We start from the raw sequence: 23,571 nt of genomic DNA on the forward strand, positions 1-23,571 counted from the left end.
TGACGGAGGACGGCGGCGGAGACCGCGTGATGTCGGACGGTCGGACAGGATGGGGGTGATCGCATGCAGCTGCGACTCGACCGGCACAGCAGTGTGCCGATGTACCGGCAACTGGCCGGCGAACTGCGCGAGCAGATCGTCTCCGGTGCACTCGCCGAAGGCTACCGACTCCCGACCGAGCGCGAGCTCGCCGCACGGATGTCGGTCAACCGCGCCACCATCCTGCAGGCGTACCAGCAGCTCAAGGACGAGGGTCTCATCGCGTCCAAAGTCGGCAAGGGCACGTTCGTGCTGCCCGTCGCTTCAGCACGATCGGCTTCGGTGCCGTCTGCGCCGCAGCCGCCTGTCCCGTCCGACCTCGTGCATGACCATTCCCATCCGCGTGTCGTCACCATCCGCGACACGCGACGCCGCGACGCCGCGGCCGACCCCGAACCGACCGTCATCCGCCCGCCTTGGTCGGTGCTGTTCAGCGACTACTCCAACCGATTTACCTATCACGACATCGCCGAAGCGGAACGGGCGCAACGCGGCGGCGCCGGCGCGGCCGACGGTCATCGCATCATCGACTTCGCCACCGGCTCGCCGAACCCGGCCGACATCCCCGACGACCTGCTGCGCGCCGTCAGTCTCGAAGCGTTCGCCTCACGTGAATTCGACGGACAGCCCGAATCGCCGATCGAAGGTTTCGACGAACTGCGCGCCCTGCTCGCCGACCATATGCGCACGCGCGGCGTCCAATGCGACGTGCGCAACGTGATGGTGCTCTCCGGCTCGGAACAGGGCATCGACCTGATCGTGCGCGCGTTCGTCAACCCCGGCGACTGCGTGTTCGTCGAACAATCCACGTTCTTCCCCGCGCTGCAGTCGTTCCGCTCGGCCGACGCGCGCATCGTCGGCATCCCCATGGACGCGCACGGCATGCGCACCGATCTGCTCGACGGCTACTGCGCGCGGTTTCGCCCGAAACTCATCTACACCATCCCCACCTTCCATAATCCCACCGGCGCCACGATGCCCGTCGACCGCCGCCGCGAGCTCATCGACGTGGCGCGGCGCTACCAATGCCTGATCATCGAGGATGACGCATACGGGGAACTCTGGTACGGCGCGGCGGACGCGTCGCTCCCGGCGCACCGGCCGGTGCCGCTCAAAGGCATGGAGAACGCGGGATACGTCATGTATCTGTCAACGTTTTCGAAAACCGTGACGTCGGGGCTGCGCACCGGATGGATCGTCGCCGATCCGCACGTGATCGCGCGGCTGGCGGCGTTGCGGCGCATGGTCGACCAGCATACGAGCACGTCGTCGCAACGCATTTGCCTGGAACTGCTGCGCGAGGGGCGGATCGCCGCGCACGTGCGCACGCTGACGGCAGCGTATCGGACACGACGGGACGCGGTGACGCGCGCACTGACGCGATACGCGCCGGACGGCATGCGCTGGACCGTGCCGGCTGGCGGATACTACGTGTGGGTCACGCTGCCGGACGGCGTGCGGTCGTTGGACGTGCTGGCGGCATGCCGTGCGCGGGGCGTCACGTTCATGCCGGGCGGCGTGTTCGACGTGGACGAGACCGACGACGCGCACCTGCGGCTCAACGTCGTGCGACCGGATGCTGCGGATCTCGAACGCGGCGTGCGCGTGATCTGCGAGACGGTCGCCGAGATTCGCGACGGATTGGGTGGCCCGGCAACGACCCGCTCGTAACCGTCGTCGGCACATGCGGTGATGATGGCATCGCATCGACCTGGAAGGGGAACAATCATGGCAAGGCATTCCACACCGTTGGCGACCGTCGAATCGGCGGGCGACGAGGACGGCATCACACTGATCATCCACGCCGGAGCCGGCGATCGAGGCAGGCACCATACGCCGGAACGCTCGGCGCAGGTGCAGTCCGACCTGCGGCGCGCGCTGGACGCCGGATACGCGGTGCTGGAGGCGGGCGGTTCCGCCGAGGACGCGGTGATCGCGGCCATCCATGTGATGGAGGATGCGCCGGAGTTCAACGCCGGGCGTGGAGCGGCGCTCACCAGCGACGGCATCGCGCAGATGGATGCGTGTCTGATGGACGGCGACGGGGAAGTCGGCGCGGTCGCCGGCGTGAGCACGGTGAAGCATCCGATTGACGCGGCGCGGGCCGTCAAGGACCGGACCAAGCACGTGCTGTTCGCGGATCCGACCGATGCTGAGATCGCCGCGTGGGGTGTCGAGACCCAGCCGAACGAGTACTTCATCACCGAGGAACGGCGGCGCTCGCTGGCCGAGGCGCAGGCCGGCGGCGACGCGTGGGCGAAACGCGCCGATGAGGCCGGGGACGGGGCCGAGACCGCCGGAACATCACGCGACGCGGCCGGTAGCGGCGTGATCGGCGGTTCGCTCGGCGACGAGAAGCACGGCACGATCGGCGCGGTGGCGCGCGATGCGGCCGGGCGTATTGCGGCCGGCACCTCCACCGGCGGCATCACGAACCAGATGCACGGGCGCGTCGGCGATTCTCCGCTGCCCGGATGCGGCACGTTCGCTGACCGACGCACCGTGGCCGTCTCCTGCACCGGCATCGGCGAGGCGTTCATCAAGGCGGTCGCGGCGCATCAGGTGGCCGACCGAGTGCGTTTCGCCGGCGAATCCGTGCACGACGCGGCCGTAGCCACGCTCGCGGAGGTCGCCGCCCATCACGGCGACGGCGGTATGATCGTCCTGCCGGCGAACGGCCGCGGCGTGGTGGCCTATAACAGCGAGATGATGAACTTTGGCTACCGCAGTGCCGCCGGAGAGCGTGTCAACGGGTGAGATGTCTCGGCGGCCGGTGACCTGACACGCGATGATGCCGTCTGTCGGCATGCTGATGGGCTCATCCGACGGGCAATATGCAAACTGAGAGGCAGATTTACCGAGATTACGAGGTCTTTCTGCAAACTGAGAGGCAGCTTCCACCGCCGACACGCCGGAATTCGGCATATCGTCCGGGCATATCATCCGGTCATTCGGGGCGTCGGCTGCCTCTCAGTTTGCAGAAAGACCCGTGCAGTGGCATGAATCTGCCTCTCGGTTTGCGAAAAGCCGCTGTCCACGGGCGGTGAGGTGCTACCAGTGGACAGCGGCTTTCCGGGAAACGACGTGCAACACTCAGGCGATCTGGGCGAGCAACGCCGGCAGTTCGGTCATCGTATCGATGACGGCGTCGGCGCCGGCCGCCACGAACGCGTCACGTGCGGCGGCGCGGGCGGCGGCCTGGTCGGCGGGGGAGAGCGCCTCAAACTCGGACTGGCTCAACGCCATCTGCGAGCTGCCCTCCGTCACGCCGATCGTGAACACGCCGGCGTTCTTGCCCTCGCGGATGTCGGAGAGCGTGTCGCCCACCTTGGCGGCGCGGCGCACATCGGTCACGCCCAGCGTCTCAAGGTTGCGGAACACCATGTACGGGTAGGGGCGGCCGAACCCGTTCGTGGAGTCCGGGCTGAACCAACAGTCGGGCGCATAGCCGTTCGCGGCGGCCTGTGGCACGACGATGTCCATCATCTTGTCGGTGTAGCCGGTGGTCGAGCCGATCTTGATGCCGGCCTCGCGCAGCGCGGCCACCGCCTCCGTCACGCCCGGCTTCGGATCGGCGAACTCGTTGAGGATCGACAGCAGCTTCGGCTCGAAATGCGCGTACACGGCATCCACGTCCGCATCGGTCGGGGCGGCACCGTGTTCGTCCTCCCACGCGCGGGCGATGCGGTCCATGTGCAGCATCGTGTTGATGTGGTCGTGCTTGAGCATGCCCATCGGCTTGCGCGTCTCGGCCATCGTCGGCTCGATGCCGAACTCCTTGAACGCCTCTTGGAACGCGCGCACCGGCGCGAAGCACCCGTAGTCCACGGTGGTGCCGGCCCAGTCGAAGATCACGGCATCAAAACGGTTGGTCATGGCAGATTCCTTTCAGATTGTTCGGATCGTTCGGATCGGATTTCCGGGGGCGCAGTCTCAGGCGGTGAGCTTCACGCCGGCCGGGGCGGCAGCCTTGATCGGCTCGCCCGCGGCGTCCATCGCGGCGATCGCGGCCGGCACGGAGTCCGAGCCCGTGGCCGCCGCGAGCAGTCCGCGCTCGCCCATGTACAGCGCCAGCAGTTCGGTCACCTTCTCGATGTCGTCGGCGTAGATCTCGCCGATGTTGCCGAGGCGGAACGTCTCCTCGGTGGTGAGCTTGCCCGGGTAGATCGCGTAGCCGCGTTCCTTGATGAACTCGTACATGTCATGGAAGTCGAACGTCGTGCCTTCCGGGTACAGGAACGTGGTGATGATCGGACCCTGGTGTTCGGCGAGGAACACGTGGAAGCCGAGCGCCTTCATGCGTGCGATGAGCAGGTGGTTGTTGAGCGCGTAGCGGGCGGAGCGCACGGGGATGCCGCCTTCGGCGAACATCTCGTCGAGCGCCTTGGAGAACGCGAGCACCACATGGGTCGGGGAGGTGTAGCGCCACTTGCCGTTCGCCTTCTCGAGCGTGTTCCACTGGTCCCACAGGTCGAGCGAGAGGCTGCGAGCCTTGCCTTTGGATGCTTCGAGCTTCGCCTTGTTGCAGATGATGAAGCTGAAGCCCGGCACGCCCTGAATGCACTTGTTGGCGGAGGAGACGAGGAAGTCGATGCCCCATCCGGCGACCGGGATGTCCACGCCGCCGAACGAGCTCATCGCATCCACCATGAACGTGCAGCCGTGCGCCTTGGCGACGGTCGCGACCGCGGCGATGTCGTTGAGCAGGCCGGAGGTGGTTTCGGAGTGGATCATGGACACGTGCGTGATCGTCGGGTCGTTGCGCAGGTACTCGTCGACCTTCGCCGCGTCCGGGATGCGATCGTACGGTTCCGCGTACTGGACGTAGTTGATGCCCGCGTGCTCGCAGATCTTCACCTGACGGTCGCCGTACGCGCCGTTCGTGCACAGCAGCACCTTCTCGTCTTTGCCGATCACGGAGGTCAGCACGCTTTCGACGCCGAACGTGCCGGAGCCCTGCATGAGCACGGCGGTGTAGTCGGCCGGATCGCAGTGCGCGAGCTCGAGCAGCTGGCGGCGGATCTTCTGCGTGATCTGCTGGTAGTCCTCGTCCCACGTGCAGTGGTCGAAGAGCATCTCCTCCTTGACGGTGCGCGTGGTGGTCAGCGGGCCGGGGGTGAGGAGCTTGTATTCGTTTGCCATGATGGTTGGTTCCTTTCCTGATTTCCGATTGCCGACTGTAGTCATTCACGTAGTTGATGACATCTTCTACGTAGTCTGATGATTACCGTCGGCGTGTTGTCTGTAGTTCTGTTGGTTTGTTTGATTGCCGTTTACGATTGACGATTCGCGTTATGCACAGGTACCCCTACCGGGCCGGGGTACGGGATACGTTATCCGACGCGCTCCGGGTCGCTCGGCCAAGTCATACGGTCTGACAACGCATCCCGTACCCCGACCCTACGTTTCGTTATGACGTTGCGTTTGATCGGGGTGAACGACGGTGAACGGAGGCTACTTCCCCTGCGCGATGCGCTTGCACTCGGCGGAGAAGTCCTGATGCTGCTGGAGCAGGTCGACGGTCAGGGGCTTGGGGAAGGTCTTGGAACGCTTGGACGCGTTGGCCGGGGCCTTCTCGCCCACGTACAGCGGCGTCGGATACGTTTCGAGCAGTTCCTTGCGGCCCTGGTCGATGATCACCGCGGCCATCTGCTGCGCCTTCGGGTTCGTCGCCTTGCCCTTGTCGAGCACCGCCACCGATTCGGTCAGCGAGTAGTTGCCCTCCTCGGGGTCGACGTAGTCGATCGGCAGGCCCTTCTTCTTGTCCGCGACGGCTTGGTGGCGCAGGCCGAAGCCGATCGCCACCTCGCCCGAGCGCACGGCCTTCAGCGGGCCGGAGCCGGACTGTTCGAGGTGCGGGCCGGCGTTGCGGTAGATCGCCGTCAGGATGGCCTTGCCCTCCTCGCCGGTGCCGTACGCGTCCGCGATGGCCTGGATCATCAGCCAGCCGGTCGACGAGCCCTCCATGTCGGGCACGGAGATCAGCCCCGCGTACTTCGGGTCCGCGAGATCCTTGAAACTCTTCGGCGCGTCCACGCCGGCCTGCTTGAGTGCGGTCGTGTTGACGATGATCGCGCCTTCCTGCGCGGTGGTCGGACGGCGGTAGTTCGGCGCCTTCGAGTTCTCGGACGTGCCGAGCAGCTGGGACTTCACATCGGTCAGCGGCGCGAACATGTGGTTGCGCTCCTGCGCCGAATCGACGTAGTAGGAGCTCATGGTGAGCATGTCGGCCTCGAGCGCCTTGCCCTCGGCGAGCATCTTGCCGCCGAGTTCCGAGGTGCCGAACGGCTGGATGATGTACTGGTCCTTGAACCCGTTGTTGTCGAGCGCATGCTGGAAGGCGACTACGGCCTCGTCGTCGGCGTTCGTGTAGATCACGACCTGGCCGTTGGCGGAGGCGGTGGAGGTTGCGCCGAAGCCGAAACCGACGAGCAGCACGGCGAGCACGGCCGACAGTCCGGCGGTGAACGCGTTGCGGGCGCGGCGGTTGCCGCTGGTCGGCAGCGGGAAGTCCGGCGTGCCGTTCTCGGCGGCCTGCACCGCGGCGGTCAGCTTCGTGTCGGCGGCGACGGTGGACCGTGCGGCGGCGACCTGCGGCGTGCGCACGGTGGCGCGGGCCGCGGCGCGGGCACGCTCGGCGGAACGGTCGCGTGTGGCGAACGCGATCACGCCCTTGACGACGAGGTTCGTCACGAGGATGAGCAGCGAGAGCACGAACACGTCATCGAACTTGGCGATGTGCTGCAGCGCGGAGATCTTCGTGGTGATGACCTGCGTGCGCGCGCCGGTCAGGAACACGACCGCGGAGATCGTGACCATCGCGTTGACGAAGTAGTAGCCGAACACCTGCAGGATGGTCGGCAGCGCGTTCGGCGTGACCACGCGCACGATCGTCTTGATCCAGTTGTCGCCCATGAGTTTGGCGGTGGTCTCCCAGCCGGCGTTCATCTTCGAGAGCGAATCCTTGATCATCTGGTACGGGGTCGCGAAGTAGTGGATGATGTTCGCGGCGATCAGGATCCAGAACGTGTTCTGCAGGCCGGAGCCGGAGAATGCGAACAGGAACGCGATGCCGAGCACCATGCCAGGCACGGTGTTGATGATCGCCGAGATCGCGTCGACCGAACGTTTCGCCCAGTTCGGCAGCTTGGAACGCGACGTGACCAGGCCGGCCGCGTACGCGAACAGGCAGCCGATGATCGCGGTCATCACGGCCACGTACAGCGAGTTCGTGAACACCTGCGTGAGCTCGGGATCGGTGAACATGTTGGCGATGTGCGCGAACGTCGGCGCCGTGTTGAACGGCCATTCCGAGACGAACGGGATGAGCAGGATCACCGCAAACACCGACAGGGTGCACACCAAGACCACCACGGAGGCGATGCCGCACGCCCAGTCGCGGCGCGGCCCCTTCGGCAGATCGACCTGGCTGATCTGCTTGTAGCGGATCGCGAAGCGTTCGAGCACGGTCATCAAAATGATCGAGATGATCGACGGGATCAGCATGAACACGGCGATCACGGCGCCGCGGTTGAAGTTCGGGATGGAGCCGAGCATCTGGTTGAACAGCGTCATCGCGAGCACGTCGTATTCGCCGCCGACCGACGTCGGGATGCCGTAGTCGGTGAACGCGAGGAAGAACGACTGGATGAACGCGACGGCCATTGTGCCGATCAGCGGGCGCAACACCGTGTTGAGGAACGTGGTCAAGGGCTTGTCGCCCATGATGTGCGAGACGATGATGAACTTCTTGTCGACGAATTGGAAGCTGTTGTTGATCAGCAGGAAGCAGGTCGGCAGCGTGTAGATCACGTAGCCGAGCAGCAGGCCGTTGAACCCGTAGATGTCGAACAGCTGGTGGCCGCCGAGCAGCCGGGTGATCAGACCCTGCTTGCCGAACGAGTAGATGATCGCGAAGCCGTACGTGATGGTCGGCAGCAGCATCGGCAGCTGGGCGAGCAGGCCGACCGCCTTCTTGAATCCGGCCGGCACGTTCGTGCAGTTGATCGTGTACGCGAGCAGGAACGCGAGCAGCACAGCCACGAGCGCGGACACGGACGACACGGCCAGCGAGTTGGTGATCGACCGCGTGAATTCGGGGCGCGACAGTACGGCCGCGTAGTTGGCAAGCGTCGCGCTGCCGTCCGCCGTGGTGAACGACTTGACGATGACGAGCACCATCGGCACGACGAGGAACGCGGCGAACGCGACGGCCACGATGACCAGCAGCGTCCACAGCTCGGTCTGCTTCGGGGCGCGCGGACGGCGTTCGTAGTTGACGATTTCGGGGCGGATGTTGGGCAGCTGGTTGGCCGCCTGGATCGATTCGGCGGACATGTCAGGCCTCCTGCGCGCTCGCGGCGGTGGCCGTGGTGGCCGGCTGGCGATCGGCGGCCGCGTGCGCGTCGCCCTCGTTGAACAGCGTGTAGATGTTGTTGCGCTTGACTTCGAGCTGATGCAGGATGAACTTCTTCACAAAGTCGGACGCGGGGTGCTCGATGATGTTCTCCGGGGTGTCGTACTGCGCGATCTTGCCGTGGTTGATGATGAGCACCTTGTCGCTCATCGTGCATGCCTCTTCGGGGTCGTGCGTGACCATGATCGTCGTGAGCTTGTACTGTTCCACGATCTGCTTGATCTTCGCCTTGATCGACTCCTTGATCACGCCGTCCAAAGCGGACAGCGGCTCGTCGAGCAGCAGCAGTTTCGGCTTCATCACCAGCGTGCGGGCGAGTGCGACGCGCTGCTTTTGACCGCCCGACAGCTCGTCGATGCGCTTGTTCAGATGCTCCTCGAGCCCGAGCAGCGAGATCAGCTCCTTGATCTCGCTTTCCGACGAGATGCCCGGGTTGTTCCGCAGGCCGTACGTGATGTTCTCGTAGGCGGTGAGGTTCGGGAACAGCGCGTAGTCCTGGAACACGATGTTGAACCCGCGCTTCTCCATCGGCACCTGCGTCAGGTCCTCGCCGTTGTAGATGATTTGGCCGCTGGTCGGATCGGTGATGCCGAGGATGATGTTGAGCAGCGTGGTCTTGCCGCCGCCGGAGGGCCCAAGGATCGACATGATCTGGCCGTCGCCCAGCGTCAGGCTGATGCCGTTGAGGACGTGCGTGTCCCCGAAGGATTTGGTGATGTTCTTCAATTCGAGCATATTTCTCAACTTGCCTTCCGGCAGGCTGCTCGTGGCGGCCTGCGCGTCATTGACGCCGGACCGTGCGCCGGCGTCCCGTTCGGTATTCAGTTATGTGCGACCGAACCTCACGCCGCAGTTTCTATCGTCCGTCCATGCGTCGCCGCGTTGCGCCATCGGAGGGGAAAGCTCAATAAAAGAATGGTGAACAATGCGTAAAACTACGCAGCTTCGTTGTAGTTTCGTAGTTTTCGGTTGGTGTGTCATGACGAGATTCGCGTTTCCCAACGGACATACAGCCGATTGCGCCCGGTGAATCGACTGTATGTCCGTCAAGGGGGGAGAGCCGGTGAGTGTGGGAACGCATGCGTGGCGGAAAACGTTCGCTGAGCACATGCTCAGCGAACGTTTTCCGCCACGAGACGAGTGGGATGGAGCGGTACGGCTGCATGCGTGCCGCACCGCGGACCGGATCAGCCGCGGTACTCACGATCGGCGATGATCTTGCCGGAGCGGTCCAGCTCGGTGGAGAACCGGCCGTAATCGCTCAGGATCACGCCCATGTACAGCATGTCCACCAACGCCGTATGCGCCACGCGTGAGAAGATCGCGTTACCGTAGATCGTATGCTCGCCGCGTCCCGCGTACAGGCACACGTCCGCCCAGTTGGCCAGCGGCGTGCCGTACGCGTTCGTCACCGCAATCGTATGCGCGCCCTGCGCTTTCGCCAGCCGCAGCGCCTTGACGGTGTCCGCCGAGGACCCCGAATAGGAGAAGGCGACCGCCGTATCATCCGCGCCGAGGTGGCCGGCGCCGATCTGCTGCAGGTAGGCGTCGGTGTTCAGCCGCGATTTGAGGCCGAGATAGCCGAGCTTGGTGAACAGATCGGTGGCCGGCACGAGTGAGTTCTCCACGCCGTAGATATCGATCAGGGAGGCGCCGGCGATCAGCGAGACGGCCTTGCGGAACGCGGCCTGATCCAGCGACGAGGCCATGTCGTCCAATAGCGTCTTCGCGCTGTTGACGGCCTTGACCGGCACCGAATCCACGTCGTCCCACGGGTTGAGATCGAATCCTTCGAGCGGGTCGAACGTCACGCGACGTTCCGCCTCGGGATGCTTCAGCACATACCGCAGTTCACGGTACCCGCCGAATCCGAGCTTGCGGGAGAACCGGATCACCGTGGGCTGGCTCACACGGGCGGCGTCGGCGAGCTGGCCCACGGTCAGCGCCGCCGCCTCGTCGAGATGGTCGCGCACGTACTGTGCAACGGCACGTTCCGCCGGCCGCAGCGAAGGATACACATGGTCGATGCGTTCGCGAATGCCGACCGAGGACTGCATGCACGCCTCCTTCACGCCTACTCATTATCCGCGTTTCAGCTTATGCGATGCGGATGCGTCCGCGATGCACGCAAATTGACGTGCCGGTAAACACGCATTGAACACTTCCGTCGCCCGCGGCGGTGCGCGATAATGGGACGCATGGTGACGATAACGGTGGGCGCGCCGACGCATCCGGCCAGCGAACGGCTCTACGGCGTCTTCTTCGAGGACATCAACCACGGCGCGGACGGCGGCCTGAACGCGAACATGGTCGACAACTACAGTTTCGACGGCGTGTACCTGCATCATGAGTCGCTGCGGCTCAAAGGCGCGGACCGATGGCGGATCGAAGCCGATCCACTGCGCGGCTGGCGGTTCGACGGCGTGACCGCGACCAGCTGCGGCACCGAAATCCGCGGGGAGCGCGGGCGCCGCGTCGCGACCGACTGCCCTGCGCCGCCGATCCACCGCAACAGCCGCTACGCACGCATCGCGATCGGCGGGCTGCATCTCACCGAGTGCGCGGCCCATCCGTCCATCGAGAACTACGGGTACGGCGGCGACCTGCGTCGCGCCGGCCTGTACGCCATGTCCATCATGCGCGACCACACGTACGACTTCACGGCGGCTGTGCGGCCGGTCAACGGCAAGGTCGCGCTGCACGTCACCGTCATCGGTGCCGACGACCGGCCGATCGTCGACGACGTGCGCTTCGACGTCGACCGATTCGCCGGCGAGCCGATGCGTGACGGCTGGGTACAGGTCAGGTACGCGCTGACCGGTCTGGCGAACGACTACGGTGCGCTGCACATCGACGTGATCGGCGAGCCGGGGGCGACGTTCGATCTCGACTGCGTGTCGCTCATGGATGCGGACTCGTGGGGCGCGGGCGATCCGAAGTGGCGATACGGCCGGCTGCGGCGCGATCTGGTCGAGTCGATTGCCGCGCTGAAGCCGGCTTTCGTGCGCTTCCCGGGCGGCTGCATCGTCGAAGGCGTCACGCCCGGCAACGAATACCGGTGGAAGGACACGGTCGGCGCGTTGCCGGCCCGCCGTCAGCAGGCCAACATGTGGGCGTACAAGACGCCCGACGGCGGCATGTACTCGCAAAGCTACCAGATCGGCTTCTACGAGTACTTCTGCCTGTGCGAGGACCTCGGCGCCAAGCCCCTGCCGACCCTGTTCGCCGGCATCACCTGCCAGTCGCCATACCGTGACCCCAAGCACGTCGACACCGACTCCGACTGGTTCCGGGACGTCGTCGTGCAGGAATACCTCGACCTCATCGACTTCGCCAACGGCGATCCCGACGAGAGTCCATGGGCGGCCGTGCGCCGCGACATGGGCCACCCCGAACCGTTCGGCCTCGACATGATCGGCGTCGGCAACGAGAACTTCGGCGCGGACTACGTCGAGAAGTTCGATGCGATCAGCCGCGCCGTCCACGGCAAGGATCCGCACATGCTATGCGTGATGAGCGCCGGACTGTTCCCGTTCCGCCTGCCGATGCGCCGCACGTGGAACCATGCGCACGCGGTCGCGGCCGGTCAGGTGCCGGGCGTCGCGGCGATGCCGGGAGACGACGACGTGTGCGGTGACGGCCGAGCCGTCCGCGAACCGGGATTCGGTTCGCCGTCCATTCTCGTGGACGAGCACGCGTACCACTCCCCGGAATGGTTCATCGCGCAGGCCCACCGATTCGACGACTACCGGCGCGACGGCACCGGCGTCTACTTCGGCGAATACTCCGCCAACGGCTACTTCGCCGCCCAGCCGCAGAACTACGACCACGCGAGCCAGTGGCGGTCCGCGCTTGCCGAGGCCGCGTTCCTCACCGGCTGCGAACGCAACAGCGACGTCGTCAAGATGACCTCGTACGCGCCGCTGCTCTCGCACGTCACCGCCCACGGCTGGGAGCAGAACCTCATCGAATTCAACCCCGCGCATGTGCGGCCGAGCGTCAACTACGAGGCGGAGCGGCTGTTCTCCGCGAACTACGGCACGTGCGTCTACGACTGCCGCATCGACGGCGACACGGACGATCTGTACGTATCGGCCACCGGCGACGACGGTCGCGTGCATGACGATGACCGTATGCGACGGTTCGTCAAACTCGTCAACACAGGGGAGCGGCGCATCGGCGTCACCCTGAACGTCACGTCGCGCGATGACGATCGCGACACATGCGACATGGCCGACACGTCGCGGTCGCTGCACGTCGAAACGCTTACCGCCGATCCGTACGCGCGCAACACCCTCGATTACACCGGCGACGGCCACGACTGCGTCACCCGCACGGTACGCGACTCGACGCTGCCGGAGGCCGACGGACCGGTGCGTATGGCGCTCGTGTTGCCGTCGTACAGCATTACGCTGGTACGGTTGTCCTGACCGACGGTTGTCCTGACCAACGGCGTCCGGCAACGTAGCGGCGACGACCATCATGGTCGGAACGAAAGTACAATCCGCCGTAAGGCTGAGCGGCCGTTGGCGTTGGAATCGGTCGGAAAACAACACGTCGGCACGACGTACTTGGGCCGGTGCTCCGCTAGAATCATCCACGGTTAACGCACGGTGAACTTCGGAGGAACAATGCGTCGCTGGGCCATCGAGCTGCTGAAAAGCGAAACGATCCTGATCGTCGCCACGATACTCGCGATCATCTCCTGCTTCATCGTTCCGCCCGACGCCGACTACAAGGACTACGTGCACATGAGCACGATCAGCCAGCTGGTCTGCCTCATGCTCGTGGTATGCGGCTTCCAACGCATCGGCGTGTTCCGCATCATCGGCTCGCGGCTGCTGCACCACGTCGGCACCGCGCGCGGCCTGGTGATCACGCTCATCTCGCTCACGTTCTTCTCGGCGATGCTCATCACCAACGACGTGGCGCTCGTCACGTTCATTCCATTCGCGATCTCCGTGCTCATCATGGCCGACATGGAGGAGCACGCCGTGCTCGTCGGCACGCTCATGACCATCGGCGCGAACGTGGGCAGCATGTTGACGCCGATCGGCAACGCGCACAACCTGTACTTAAAAGCGCTCACCGGCATGCCCGCAATGGAGATGATCGGCATCATGGCGCCGTATTCGGCCACCGCCGCGGTGATGCTCGTCATCATCTCGTGCATCGTGTTCGGCAAGAAGCCCGTTTCGGAATTCCGCTCGCTCGACGGCGCCGGCATCGAACAGGGCGTGCTCGCCCCGTCGAGCGAAGGCCACCGGCCCGACGAGATCCGCATCACCGGCTACGGCGCGGGCTACGGCGGCTGGCGCACCATCGTCTACACGCTGCTCTTCGTCGTCTGTCTGCTCGCGGTGAGCGACGTCATCCCGCTGTGGGCCATGTGCGTGATCGTGTTCGCCGCGTTCCTCGTGTGCGACCGCAAGGTGTTCAAGAACGTCGACTGGGGCCTGCCGCTCACGTTCACCATGTTCTTCATCTTCATCGGCAACATGAAGCGTGTGCCGGAATTCTACGAACTGGCCGCGTCCTTGGTGAACATCCGCCCGCTCGAGGTCGCGGTCGGCTCCAGCCAGCTCATCAGCAACGTGCCGACCACGCTACTGCTGTCGGGCTTCACCGAACAGTGGCGTCCGCTCATCATCGGCACGAACCTTGGCGGCATGGGTACGCTCATCGCCTCCATGGCCTCGCTCATCGGCTACAAGAACGTCGTGCGCAAGTATCCGCACCAGAAGGGCCGGTATCTGGCCGTCTACTCGGCCGTCAACGTGCTGTTCCTCATCGTGCTCGTCGGGCTTTCCTGGATCATCGAGCCGTGACTCGCAAACCGTGAACACTTTGCCGTGAACCTTGCCGTGAGCCGCCCAACCGTTACCGGGAACGTGACCGTTCGTATGCTGTGTTCGGGCGTGGGCTGATCGTCGCGGATTTATCATGGATGCATTACGGAACACGGGTGTTCCGGTTCGTCGCCGAGGAGTAGTGCCGCCATGGAAAAGACACCGCAGAAGAAGCGCCGCGAACGCATCGCGCGCATCGTCGCCGGTGTAGTGGCGGCGCTGATTGCCGTCGGACTGCTGCTGTATTACGTGCCGTGGCCGCAACGCATCCGCATCGACGGCGACGCGTACCGGGTCGATAGAAACGCCGATTCCGACACCTCGTACACGATGTCGCTGGACGCGACCCGGTTACATTATCTGTTCCGGTCGGATCGCCTGACCGGACACGTCACCATCCGTCCGGCCGGCGGCGGGGATGTGGCGGTCGACCATGACCTCGACCGTCCGGGGTGGTATATCACGGACGTGACCCAGCCCGGCACCAAGGACACGGTCTCGTATTTCTGCGGATTCTGGGTCGACTACACCGGCTCCAGCCCCGACATGACGACGGTAAGCGGTCTGCTGTCGGCCGACCGGACCTCGATGCTGATCGAGGTCAATAGCGACCAGGGCCGAGGCGTCTACATCGCGCCGGCCTCCGACGAACAGTCTGTCGAAACGATCAAAACCGAACTCGGCAAAGTCTTCGACGTGGACGGCTGGATTGACAGGTGACTATACGTTGTTTCAGCGGGACAGCATGGAGATGAGGGTGCGCTTGCGCTTGGTGTAGGGCGGGTAGATGAGGGAAAGCGTGTCGGGGAACGTCGGCTTGGCGACGACGGTCTTGACATGGCTGAACTCGAGGAAGCCGGCGTAGCCGTGGTAGGCGCCCATGCCCGACGCGCCCACGCCGCCGAACGGGAGCCGACTGGACATCAAATGGCCGAGCGGAAGATTGAAGCCGAGCGCGCCCGAACTCGTCTCGCGCTCGAAACGGCGGCGTACGATGGTGCTGCGCGAGAAGACGTAACAAGCCAGCGGCCGCGGACGGTCGTTGATGAAGGCGATGGCGGCGTCCGCGTCGGCGACAGTTAGGATCGGCAGGATCGGGCCGAAGATCTCCTCCTGCATCACCGGAGCGTCCGGCGAGACGTGCGTGAGTACGGTCGGCGCGATATGCCGGCTCGCGCGGTCGCCGTAACCGCCGCAGATGATGTGCGCGGCGGATGACGGGTCGTCTGAGTTCGGCATCAGCGACATCAGCCGGTCGTAGTGACGGTCGTTGATGATCCGCGCGTAACTGGACGACCATACTATGCGCGAGTCGTGTGTATCGTCGTACGTCATATGGTCGTCGCGGCCGTACGTCTGTCGGTTGCCTGGCCGGCCGCTATTCGTCCAATCGCGTGTGGTTGAACTATCGTCGGCGGTGACGTGTACGTCGTCGTAATCGTGTGCGTATCCGTCGTCCGTCCGACGACGATCGTCGGACACGACTCTGCCGAATGCGACGGATTCTCGTCGTCCATAGTGCCGCCCGGCGACGGCGACCGGGCCGGAGTCGTACATAACGGCATCACGTCGTCCTCCGACGTTTCCGAACATCCGATACGCCGCTTTCGCGATACGCTCCGCCAGATCGTCGGCGATATCAGGCGTCGCCAGTACGTAATCGGGCGCGACACAGGTCTGCCCGGCATTGACGAACCGACCCCACGCGATACGCCGCGCGGCCACGTCCAGATTCGCCGTACCGTCCACGAACACCGGCGACTTGCCACCAAGCTCCAGCGTGACCGGCGTCAGATGCTTCGCCGCGGCCTCCATCACGATGCGGCCGACCTTGCCGCCGCCCGTATAGAAGATATGGTCGAACGGCTGCTTGAGCAGCTCGCCGGTTTCCCGCGCGCCGCCCTGCACCACGGCGAACGCGCGGCGGTCAAGATAACGGTCGATCAGCGTCATCAATGCACGGCTCGTCTTCGGCGACAATTCCGACGGTTTCAGACACACGCAGTCGCCCGCCGCGATCGCGTCGACCATCGGCTCCAACGACAACAGCACCGGATAATTCCACGGCGCGATCACCAGCGCCACGCCCTTCGGTTCCGCCACCGTCCAACCGGCCGCCGGCTGCAACAGCCAGTGCATCGGCTTCGGCCTGCGGGCCGCCCAGCGGGCCAGCCGAGGACGCACGAACCGAATCTCCTCCAGCGTCAGATTGATCTCCATGAGCATCGTCTCGGTCGTCGGTTTGCCGAAATCGTCATGCACCGCACGCGCCAGCCGCGCGCCCTGCTCGCGCAGCATCCGCTCCATCGCATCCAACTGCGCCCGCCGCCACCGCAACGGCCGTGTCACGCCGCGCCGGAACGTCCCGTCAAGCCGGTGGAATGTCGCCTCCGCATCGAGACTATCGTCGTAGTGATTCGCACTCATGCTCCCGTTATACCAGCGATCGTCGCGCGGCGGCCGACCGAAGCCGGTCTGCGGTTCGTCTTCTGGACGAAAGCAGACGCCGGCCCGAGACATATGCGTCCGTTTTTGTTCAGAAGAGGGGGAACTGTGAGTATTATGCTCAAACCGACGACCCCGGGATGAGAAGTCACGTGGTCGCAGAAAAGGGTCGTATTACTCGATGATGGTTCGGTGATTGGTTGTTCAGTGATTGATTTCGGTGACGGCATGCTGACGTTAAGCGAGTACCGGCATGCTGCTATACTGTCCCTTCGTTTGGCCCCGTAGCTCAGCTGGATAGAGCATGTGACTTCTAATCTCAGGGTCGCCGGTTCGAGCCCGGCCGGGGTCACGAGAAAGCCCTTGGAACTGCTGTATTGGCAGTGGTTCCAAGGGCTTTGTGATACCTCTGGCCGCTATTCCAACGTTGTTCTGCTGTCACCTTCTGACGGACAACCAGCCGATTTGAGTGGGTATATCGGCTGGTTGTCCATTGCGGGTGTGGGCTGAGGGCGTGGGCTGTTGTTGGTGGTGGTGCGCAAAGATTTCGGGGAATGATGCCGTTCGTCCCGAATTTCCTGCGCTGAGGATGGGTCAGTGCGGGAAATTCGGGAGAGATGGGTTGTTTTCCTGAAAAAGTTGCGCTTGGACTTGCTCAGTGCGGGTTATTCGGGACGATAGGGCTGTTTTCCCGAATATCTTGCGCTGGCGATGTGGCGCGGTGGCCGAAGCGTGTGCTTCCCTGGGGTTCCGCTCCCCGGGACGGACATACGGCCGATCGAGATACCGAATCGACTGTATGTCCGTTAGGGGAGGAGATGGGAGAAGTGGTTCGGGACTGTTTGCCGGGAACCCGTCATCATGATCAACGGACATACAGTCGATTGCGCGGCGAGAACGGTTGTATGTCTGTTGAGGATGAGGTGATTGAATTGCGACAATATATACAGCGGTCATTGTTCTTTCTCTCTAACGGACATGCAGCCGATTCAGGCGGGTAAATCGGCTGTATGTCCGTTAAGAGGAGGGGAAGAGGGTAAAACGGCGCGGCGCGGCGGGCGATAGCGGGGATGGGGTATGGTGACGGGTATGCCGATTTCCGCTGAAGTGCTGGCCAATGTGAAGGCCGACCGTATCCGCCGTGTATCCGATCTGGCCAACCGCCGCAGCCGCGAGAAAAGCGGACGGTTTCTGATCGAGGGGCCGCAGTCCGTGCGCGAGGTCGTCGCGTGGCATCCCGATGTGGTGCGTGACCTGTACGTGCAGGCCGGCGATGCGTCGGACGGCAGCCACGACGGTTTCGCCAATCAGACGATCGCTGCGATCGCGCAGGCCGCGCTGGACTCCGACATCTACGTGCACCGGGCGACGCGCGAGGTCATGACGAGGATCAGCTCCGACGCGCAGGGTATTGCCGCGGTCGGCGACCTTACCGCGATGCGCGATGCCATGCGATTCGACGGTGTGTCGTCGCACGGTGCATCCGCGAACGATTCGCCGGTACGGGATGCGTCGTCGCATGACACGTCCGTGGAGGATGCCGCCGAACGCGACGCCCATGACGGCGGTGCTGACGACGGCAGCGTTCGCGGGATCTCCGGTCCGTTCGTCGCGGCGTTCTGGCAGGTGCGCGACCCCGGCAACGCCGGCACTGTGATCCGCGCGGCCGACGCGGCCGGCTGTGATGCGGTCGTGTTCGTCGACGACTGCGTCGACGTGTTCAATCCCAAGGTGATCCGGTCCACCGCCGGTTCGCTGTTCCATCTGCCGGTCGTGTCCATGACGACCGGCGGGTTCTTCGATCGTGCGCGTGCCGACGGCGTGCGGGTGATCGCCGCCGACGTCTACGGCACCGACGATCGCAAGCCGGAACTCCTGCCGGACGTGCTCGCCGAACGGTCCGGAACGCGTCGCATCACGGACGATCCGCACGGCGATGCGATCCTGTTCGGCAACGAGGCGCGCGGCCTGCCGCGGGACGTGCTCAAACGGTGCGACCGCATCGTGTCCATTCCGCTGTACGGCAAGGCCGAATCGCTCAATCTCGGCACCAGCGCCGCGGTGATGCTCATGAGCCTCGCCATGGCGCGGCGATGACCGTCGATGGCGCGGCGGCAATGACAACGTTGACGGACATCGTCGCGATCGGCGCCGCGATGACGGCGCATGACGGCGGATGTGAGCCTTCACGGCCCGGCGATGTCGAGTCGTATAGGGACAATGTGAAGTTGGTTTAATGCTTGAAAACGCATGTTTTCGCAACATGCAAGGATGCAAGTCAAGGAAAGGGTGCTCGTGGCAGAAGTGCAATTCGATGCCCAGGCGGTGACCGACGCGGTCAACGACGGCATAGCGAAAATCGAGAACGCCTCCACCTCGGAGGAACTGAAAGCCATCAAAAGCGGCGTCATCACGGCGTTGACCCAGGCCAGCAAGGCCATCGGCTCGCTGCCGGTCGACCAGAAGAAGGACGCTGGCAAGCTCATGGGCAAGCTGCGCGCCGACTTCGGCCGCGCGTTCGGCGCCAAGGAGACGCAGGTCAAGGCCGATGAGGAGGCCAAGGCCCTCGCCGCCGAAACCGTCGACATGACGCTGCCGGTGGACCGCAAGCCGCTGGGCGCGCGTCACCCGATCTCGCGCGTGATCGAGGACATCGAGGACTTCTTCACCTCGATGGGCTGGCAGATCTCCGCCGGCCCCGAAGTGGAGACCGAATGGTACAACTTCGACGCCCTGAACTTCGGCCCCGACCATCCGGCCCGCCAGATGCAGGACACGTTCTACGTCAAGGGCAATCAGGCCAAGGACGCCGCCGGCTTCGTCGGCTCCAACATGGTCGTGCGCACGCAGACCTCGTCCGACCAGGTGCGCGCGCTCATCACCCGCGGCGTACCGCTGTACATCGCCTCCCCGGGCCGCGTGTTCCGCACCGACGAGCTTGACGCCACCCACACGCCGGTCTTCCACCAGTGCGAGGCGCTCGCCGTCGACAAGCATCTGACCATGGCCGACCTCAAGGGCGTGCTCGACAAGCTCGCCGTCGCCATGTTCGGCCCCGAGGCCAAGACCCGTCTGCGCCCGAGCTACTTCCCGTTCACCGAGCCGAGCGCCGAGCTCGACCTGTGGTTCCCCGACAAGAAGGGCGGCCCGGGCTGGCTCGAATGGGGTGGCTGCGGCATGGTCAACCCGAACGTGCTCAAGTCCGCCGGCATCGACCCGGACGTGTACACCGGCTTTGCGTTCGGCGTCGGCGTGGAACGCACGCTGCTGCTGCGCCACGACATCAACGACATGCACGACCTCGTCGAGGGCGACGTGCGATTCAGCGAACAGTTTGTGATGGGGGAGTGATAGCCCATGCCCATGATTGACATCGATTGGCTCAAGGACCACGTCGAAGTTCCCGAGGACCTGACCTACGAGCAGCTCGCCAAGGACCTCGTCAAGGTCGGCCTTGAGGAAGAGGAGATCCACTCCTCGCAGGTCACCGGCCCGATCGTCGTCGGCTACGTCGTCGACGCGACCCCGGAACCGCAGAAGAACGGCAAGATCATCAACTGGTGCCATGTCGACGTCGGCCCCGAATACAACGAGACGGACGAGCACGGCAACAAGGTGCCGCGCGGCATCATCTGCGGCGCGCCGAACATGGCCGCCGGCGAAAAGGTCGTCGTGACCTTGCCGGGCGCCGTGCTGCCGGGCGACTTCAAGATCGAGCCGCGCAAGACGTACGGCCACATCTCCAACGGCATGTGCGCCTCCGAACGCGAGCTCGGCCTCGGCGACAACCACGACGGCATCATCCTGCTGCGCAACTACGGCTTCACCCCGGAGGAATACGACGCGCTCAAGCCGGGCGACGACGCGATGCACCTGCTGCATCTCGACCAGCCGCTGCTCGAGATCAACATCACGCCGGACCGCGGCTATGCGTTCTCCTACCGCGGCGTCGCCCGCGAGTACCATCATTCGACCGGCGCGGCGTACGTCGATCCGGCCGTCGAACTCAACGCCAAGGCACCGGTCGTCGCCGGCGACCCGAACGTCACTCCCGACATCGAGGTGTCGATCGAGGACGACAACCCGATCCACGGTGTGCCCGGCTGCGACCGATACTATGCGCGCGCCGTGCGTGGCTTCGATCCGGCCGCACACACGCCCAACTGGATGCGCCGCCGTCTCGTGCGCGCCGGCATGCGTTCGATCTCGCTCGCGGTGGACGTCACCAACTATGTGATGCTCGATCTCGGCCAGCCGATGCACGCCTACGACATGGACAAGATCGAGGGCCCGATCGTCGTGCGCCGCGCCCGCGAAGGCGAGCAGCTCACCACGCTCGACGGCAAGAACCACGACCTGAGCACCGAGGACCTGCTTATCACCGATTCGCCGAACGGCGACCGCGGCTCGCGCATCCTCGGCATCGCCGGCGTGATGGGCGGCCTGTACGGCGAGGTCACCGCGGACACCAAGAACATTCTGCTCGAGGCCGCGCACTTCGATCAGGTGACGATCGCCCGTTCCGCGCGCCGTCACAAGATCCCGTCCGAGGCGTCTCGTCGTTTCGAACGTGGCGTCGACTCGCAGCTGCAGCCGGCCGCCGCGCAGATGGCCGCCGAACTGCTGTCCCGATACGGCGACGGCGAACCGAGCATGCATCCGACCGACGTCAACAACGTCGTGTTCCGCCGCCCGATCCACTTCAAGGCAAGCGAGGTCGCCCGAGTGGCCGGACTCGATGTGGACGTGAACCGTATCAGCGACATCCTCACCGACATCGGCTGCCGTGTGGCCGGTGGCGGCAACGGCGAGTTCTCCGTGACCGCGCCGAGCTGGCGTCCCGACCTCAACGAGGCATGCGATTTGGTCGAGGAAGTGGCTCGACTCGTCGGCTACGACGAGATCCCTGTCACCGTGCCGCCGGCGCCGGTCAACGGCGCGGTCGGCCTCACCCCGGAGCAGCGCCACCGCCGCGAAGTGGCCAACGAGCTCGCCGAATACGGTATGGTCGAAGCGCTGAGCTACCCGTTCATCGGCGACGAGGAATTCAAGGAGTTCGGCTACGACGTGGACGCGACCAAGCGCGTGAGCGTCGAGATCACCAACCCGCTGGCCGGCAACCGCCCGTACCTGCGCCGCGACATCCTGCCGACCCTGGCCGGCACCGTGCAGCTCAACCTGCGCCGTGGCCTGGAGAACATCAGCCTGTACGAGATCGGCCACGTCTACCTGTGGGATCCGAACGCGCCCGCTATCCCGGCGTTGCCCGGCGGCGTCAAGCCGACCGACGAGCAGCTCGCCGCGCTCGACGCCGGCCTGCCCGAGCAGCCGATGCACGTGGCCGGCATCCTCACCGGTCTGGCCGAGAACTCCGGATGGCTCGGCGGCAAGCGTACCGTCGACTGGAGCGACGCCGTCGAGGCCGTGCGCCGCATCGGCGAACGGCTCGGCGCGGACCTGACGTTCGACCAGCCGGCCGCCGCCGACGTGCCCGCCCAGTGGCATCCGGGCCGCACCGCCCGCGTCATGGCCGGCGACACGTTCGTCGGTCTCGTCGGCGAGCTGCATCCACACATCGACAAGGCACTCGGCTTCCCGGAGCACTCCGCCGCGTTCGAACTCGACCTCGACGCGCTGTTCGCCACGCTCGACGGCAAGCCCGTGCAGGCCAAGCCGATCTCCACGTTCCCGCCCGTCAAGCAGGACCTCGCCTTCACCGTGCCGACCACGGTGAGCGCCGCCCAGCTCGAGGACGTGATCCGCGAAGCCGCCGGCGATGCGCTCGAGTCGATCGAACTGTTCGACGTGTTCACCGGCGATCAGATTGGCGAGGGTCTGAAGTCGCTCGCGTTCGCGGTCGTGTTCCGCGCGCCGGATAAGACGTTGACCGCCGAGGACAGCGAGGCGATCCGCAAGGCGATCGTCGACAAGGCCGCCGGCATCGGCGCGCAGCTGCGCGCATAACGGCCGACCTGTGCAGTGGGGCTTCCGAAACGTTTCGGAAGCCCCACTGCGTCATTACAGTCACTGCACGAACTTCGTCATCGTGCGATTCCCTTGAGAGGCAGATCACAGACCATGACCGATCCATCGAATCAGACCGGCGACCAGCCGGGCGCGCAACCGCAGTACGGCCAGTACCAGCAGCCGGAATACGGGGCCATGGCCAACCAGTATCCGGCCGGCTACGATCCGTACGTATACGGCAGGCCGGATACCACGCCGGCAGCCGAATCGCAGGGCGGCCAAGCCGCGCAGCCGAACGCCGCGCAGTCCAACATGCAGCCGAACGCCGTACAGTCGAACAACACGCAGCCCGCATCGTCCACGCCGCCGCAGTGGCCCGCGAACCAGCCGCCGTACGGATACCCGCAGCAGCCGAACCCATACGGTCGGCCGATGCGCGGCATGCGCAACGATGCCGACCCGAACCGTCCGCCGCATCTCATCAACGGCATCAACGTGGACGATCCGAACCAGAATCCGCTGTATGGACGATGGGATCTGATGTCCGTGTTCTCGCTGTTGTGCGCGCTGTTCTTCCCGGTGCCGGTGCTGCCCGCCCTCATGGGCGCAGTTTCCATGCGCCGCACGAAACTGTTCCATATGAAGGGTTTCTGGCTGGGCTTCGCCGCGGTGTTCATCAATGTGTTCTACACGATCATGGTCGTGTGGCTGGCTGTCAACGGCATCAGCATGACCGAGTACTACCAGGCCCTGCTGAACATGCTGCAGAGCGGCGGTGTGGGCGGCGGATCGGACGGTGGTTCCGTCAGCGCCTGACCGTCGACGGCGTGTCTATGCGCGTCGTGCGGCTTGTGT

General features: G+C 64.8%; 15 protein-coding genes and 1 tRNA gene. 10 read left to right on the top strand and 6 right to left on the bottom strand.

From position 1 onward, the window contains the following. Positions 1 to 63: 63 nt before the first annotated feature. Both DSM100688_RS00215 and DSM100688_RS00220 read left to right on the top strand, forming a co-directional pair. Positions 64 to 1,710, top strand: a complete 1,647-nt coding sequence (locus tag DSM100688_RS00215; RefSeq protein ID WP_152357184.1) for an aminotransferase-like domain-containing protein — start codon at positions 64 to 66, stop codon at positions 1,708 to 1,710. Positions 1,711 to 1,767: 57 nt separating this feature from the next. Further along, positions 1,768 to 2,796: an isoaspartyl peptidase/L-asparaginase family protein gene (locus tag DSM100688_RS00220; protein WP_152357185.1), complete on the top strand. Its 1,029-nt coding sequence runs from the start codon at positions 1,768 to 1,770 to the stop codon at positions 2,794 to 2,796. Positions 2,797 to 3,132: 336 nt separating this feature from the next. Here DSM100688_RS00220 and phnX read toward each other — a convergent pair whose 3' ends face one another. The 5 genes from phnX to DSM100688_RS00245 all read right to left on the bottom strand — a co-directional run bounded on the left by phnX (position 3,133) and on the right by DSM100688_RS00245 (position 10,512). Next, the gene (phnX, locus tag DSM100688_RS00225; RefSeq protein WP_152357186.1) at positions 3,133 to 3,915 is read right to left on the bottom strand and encodes a phosphonoacetaldehyde hydrolase; all 783 of its coding nucleotides are present in this window, start codon (positions 3,913 to 3,915) and stop codon (positions 3,133 to 3,135) included. Positions 3,916 to 3,972: 57 nt separating this feature from the next. Further along, positions 3,973 to 5,181, bottom strand: coding sequence for a 2-aminoethylphosphonate--pyruvate transaminase (locus DSM100688_RS00230; RefSeq protein WP_152357187.1), 1,209 nt, complete (start codon positions 5,179 to 5,181; stop codon positions 3,973 to 3,975). A gap of 312 nt (positions 5,182 to 5,493) precedes the next feature. Further along, positions 5,494 to 8,376, bottom strand: coding sequence for an extracellular solute-binding protein (locus DSM100688_RS11845; RefSeq protein ID WP_204316605.1), 2,883 nt, complete (start codon positions 8,374 to 8,376; stop codon positions 5,494 to 5,496). Position 8,377: 1 nt separating this feature from the next. Further along, the gene (locus DSM100688_RS00240) at positions 8,378 to 9,190 is read right to left on the bottom strand and encodes an ABC transporter ATP-binding protein (RefSeq protein WP_152357188.1); all 813 of its coding nucleotides are present in this window, start codon (positions 9,188 to 9,190) and stop codon (positions 8,378 to 8,380) included. A gap of 452 nt (positions 9,191 to 9,642) precedes the next feature. Continuing rightward, positions 9,643 to 10,512 carry a MurR/RpiR family transcriptional regulator gene (locus DSM100688_RS00245; protein WP_152357189.1) on the bottom strand — a complete coding sequence of 290 codons (870 nt, stop codon included), beginning with the start codon at positions 10,510 to 10,512 and terminating at the stop codon, positions 9,643 to 9,645. A 141-nt stretch (positions 10,513 to 10,653) separates the two neighbouring features. Here DSM100688_RS00245 and DSM100688_RS00250 point away from each other — a divergent pair, with 141 nt between their 5' ends. From DSM100688_RS00250 to DSM100688_RS00260, 3 genes are all read left to right on the top strand, one after another. Continuing rightward, on the top strand, positions 10,654 to 12,885 hold the full coding sequence (locus DSM100688_RS00250) for an alpha-L-arabinofuranosidase C-terminal domain-containing protein (RefSeq protein ID WP_152357190.1): 2,232 nt from the start codon (positions 10,654 to 10,656) through the stop codon (positions 12,883 to 12,885). A 201-nt stretch (positions 12,886 to 13,086) separates the two neighbouring features. Continuing rightward, a complete protein-coding gene (locus DSM100688_RS00255) occupies positions 13,087 to 14,283 on the top strand; it encodes an SLC13 family permease (RefSeq protein ID WP_152357191.1) in 1,197 nt (398 codons plus the stop codon). Between the two features lie 171 nt (positions 14,284 to 14,454). Then, a complete protein-coding gene (locus tag DSM100688_RS00260) occupies positions 14,455 to 15,024 on the top strand; it encodes a hypothetical protein (protein WP_152357192.1) in 570 nt (189 codons plus the stop codon). Between the two features lie 12 nt (positions 15,025 to 15,036). Here the strand turns inward: DSM100688_RS00260 and DSM100688_RS00265 are convergent, their stop codons facing one another. Continuing rightward, positions 15,037 to 16,731 (bottom strand): aldehyde dehydrogenase family protein, encoded by a 1,695-nt coding sequence (locus tag DSM100688_RS00265; protein WP_152357193.1) that lies wholly within the window; start codon positions 16,729 to 16,731, stop codon positions 15,037 to 15,039. 296 nt (positions 16,732 to 17,027) lie between these two features. Between DSM100688_RS00265 and DSM100688_RS00270 the strand changes: the two genes are divergently transcribed. The 5 genes from DSM100688_RS00270 to DSM100688_RS00290 all read left to right on the top strand — a co-directional run bounded on the left by DSM100688_RS00270 (position 17,028) and on the right by DSM100688_RS00290 (position 23,532). Further along, positions 17,028 to 17,101 (top strand) — tRNA-Arg (locus tag DSM100688_RS00270). 737 nt (positions 17,102 to 17,838) lie between these two features. Then, a complete protein-coding gene (locus DSM100688_RS00275; protein ID WP_152357194.1) occupies positions 17,839 to 18,846 on the top strand; it encodes a TrmH family RNA methyltransferase in 1,008 nt (335 codons plus the stop codon). A gap of 174 nt (positions 18,847 to 19,020) precedes the next feature. After that, positions 19,021 to 20,100, top strand: coding sequence for a phenylalanine--tRNA ligase subunit alpha (gene pheS, locus DSM100688_RS00280; RefSeq protein WP_152357195.1), 1,080 nt, complete (start codon positions 19,021 to 19,023; stop codon positions 20,098 to 20,100). 6 nt (positions 20,101 to 20,106) lie between these two features. Further along, complete coding sequence (gene pheT / locus DSM100688_RS00285) at positions 20,107 to 22,713, top strand: phenylalanine--tRNA ligase subunit beta (protein ID WP_152357196.1); 2,607 nt, start codon at positions 20,107 to 20,109, stop codon at positions 22,711 to 22,713. A 114-nt stretch (positions 22,714 to 22,827) separates the two neighbouring features. Continuing rightward, on the top strand, positions 22,828 to 23,532 hold the full coding sequence (locus DSM100688_RS00290) for a hypothetical protein (RefSeq protein WP_152357197.1): 705 nt from the start codon (positions 22,828 to 22,830) through the stop codon (positions 23,530 to 23,532). Positions 23,533 to 23,571: the final 39 nt, after the last annotated feature.

The sequence above is a fragment of the Bifidobacterium ramosum genome (assembly GCF_009299505.1).
Classification (GTDB): Bacteria; Actinomycetota; Actinomycetes; order Actinomycetales; family Bifidobacteriaceae; genus Bifidobacterium; species Bifidobacterium ramosum.